3 protein-coding genes and 1 pseudogene are annotated in these 1932 nt (G+C 43.1%); all 4 read right to left on the reverse strand.

Annotated features, from left to right (window positions below):
* Positions 1-254 (reverse strand): annotated as a pseudogene (locus OK409_RS06580) (hypothetical protein); the annotation flags it as partial.
* 48 nt (positions 255-302) lie between these two features.
* Entirely contained in the window at positions 303-542 is a 240-nt protein-coding gene (locus tag OK409_RS06585; RefSeq protein ID WP_264366896.1) for a hypothetical protein, read from the reverse strand.
* 406 nt (positions 543-948) lie between these two features.
* Positions 949-1194 carry a hypothetical protein gene (locus tag OK409_RS06590; protein WP_197980968.1) on the reverse strand — a complete coding sequence of 82 codons (246 nt, stop codon included), beginning with the start codon at positions 1192-1194 and terminating at the stop codon, positions 949-951.
* On the reverse strand, positions 1194-1932 hold a 739-nt coding region (locus OK409_RS06595; protein WP_264366897.1), incomplete at its 5' end, for an RHS repeat-associated core domain-containing protein. The genes OK409_RS06595 and OK409_RS06590, both read right to left, overlap by 1 nt.

Raw genomic sequence — 1932 nt, forward strand, 5'->3', positions numbered from 1 at the left:
ATGCGCATGGTCAGGCCGCCCTGCGTCCGGCTCAGCTCCCGATGCATTGTGTCACGGGTAAATTCAGTGACCGGCAGGTTGTCTAATGCGATGCTCAGCAGATGGCCGCTACCATAATAAAGCTGCTTCAGGTTGCGGCCATCCGGCAGCGTCAGGGCAGTACAGTTACCCAGCGCGTCATACTCCCACGCCAGTTCGCCCTGCTGGCTCCACTCGGTGTCCGACAGCGGCAGATACTGCGATACTTTACTCAGGCCCTGTCACCCTCATCAGGGTAGTGACAGCGATGAGTAAATGAGATTTTATTTATTTAAAATACTGATCAGTTGCAACACCTTTTGATATTCTTCTTCATCAAACTCACCATGAGCCAGATACCCACAAAAATTCCTGTACAAAAGCTCTAAATCAATATTTGAACAATTTTCATTTTTTAAAACATCCAATGCTGACTTGTACAATTCCTTTCCTTGTGATTTATTTTTCCTTTCTACTAAGTCGATCAGTTCAATTAAAAATTCAATAGCTTTCTGTATATTCATATTATTGGAAACTCATGTTACCTGTTCTAATTGTCTTAGATTTTGCTAATCCCTTAATACCTATCTGTCCTTGATAGCCTCCGCCTTCCAGAACTTCCAATCTATTAGCACTTATTTGCGGAGCAGCAGTACCCTTAGTGCCCCATGTTCCTTTTTGAGGTTTGAAGGTTGTAACCCGGTCTATCTTAACGCCCCATTTTTTTAGGATGGCCAAATCTTTCCTTAGTTCTGCCTCTGAAGTATATTTCTTTTTAGTGACGTAATTGAAATCCCTTCCTAATCTATTGGTTTTACCATGATATTTATAAAAGATTTCATCGCCACTAACCTGTCTATTAATAAATGACGGCGACCTAGGTGGTTTGGCCGTTTAACAAACTATTGCCGGATAGAAAAAGATACATCATCATTGCCATGCATTAAGTAAATTTTTCCAAACTTCCTCTTCTTCAGTAGTAGGTACAGTGTAATCCTGAAACTTTTTCCTGTAATTCATAAAGAATTGATCTATGGCCCTGATTGTGACTGTTTTATGTTCCCGGCACAATTGTAACATTAGCAGCATTTCTTTTAAGCTGTCAGGATCTTTAATTTCCTTTTTAAAGAAAATTTCAAGATAATCTAAAACTTCATTATACGAAAAATAATCCATCACTCCTCCGGCAATATGTTTACTTCGTCGAAATGCACCATTCTATTTTCTGCATACATTTGTTCTACTCCACCCTTACCAAATTTTGGGTAGGCGGCGGTGAATGGCTCCAATGGTGCGCCTATTTTATCGCCATACATTCTAGGATGTCTTACTTGTGGCACTCCATTTTCATATAATTGTAAGGTATCAAAATCTCCGCGCAAACGAGCATCACTCCAGGACTTATCTCTGGGATCTAACTTGTTAGTTTTATCAAGACCTTTTATTTGGAAAGCGTCTCTCGCTTCCGAACCTGAATCGAATTTTTTAAAACCAAAGTAAGTCACTGGTGCTACCTTATTATTGATAGTTGGTGTAGCCCAAGCGTTAATACTTCCATCATCATCAAGATACCTCATGTACCTATAACCTGTTGAAGGCATTGTCGCACTTGGCCCTGCTGGCCCAACATAGAAATCCGGTTTATCCTTATTTCCACTACTACACCGACTCAGCCCCCACGGATCCACCCAACCCAGCGCATTCGGCGCATACTGGTAAAGGTTAATCCCGCCCGCCAGCCCTATCGGGTCCTGCTGGGTAAACCGTCCGCTGTCCGGGTCATAATAACGAAACAGATTGTAGTGCAGTCCGGTTTCCCGGTCCAGGTACTGGCCCTGCATACGCAGGTTCTGCTCCACGAGAGGAACACGCAGGCTGGACTCGCGCAGCAGCTTGCCCCACGGGCTGTTGATA

Origin of the sequence: Pantoea sp. RG18 (assembly GCF_025910075.1) — a bacterium.
GTDB classification, from domain to species: Bacteria; Pseudomonadota; Gammaproteobacteria; order Enterobacterales; family Enterobacteriaceae; genus Pantoea; species Pantoea agglomerans.

Excerpts from the sequence above, each read along its gene's own strand:
- OK409_RS06590 (WP_197980968.1), bottom strand. The coding sequence starts at position 1,194 with ATGGATTATTTTTCGTATAATGAAGTTTTAGATTATCTTGAAATTTTC.
- OK409_RS06585 (WP_264366896.1), bottom strand. The coding sequence starts at position 542 with ATGAATATACAGAAAGCTATTGAATTTTTAATTGAACTGATCGACTTA.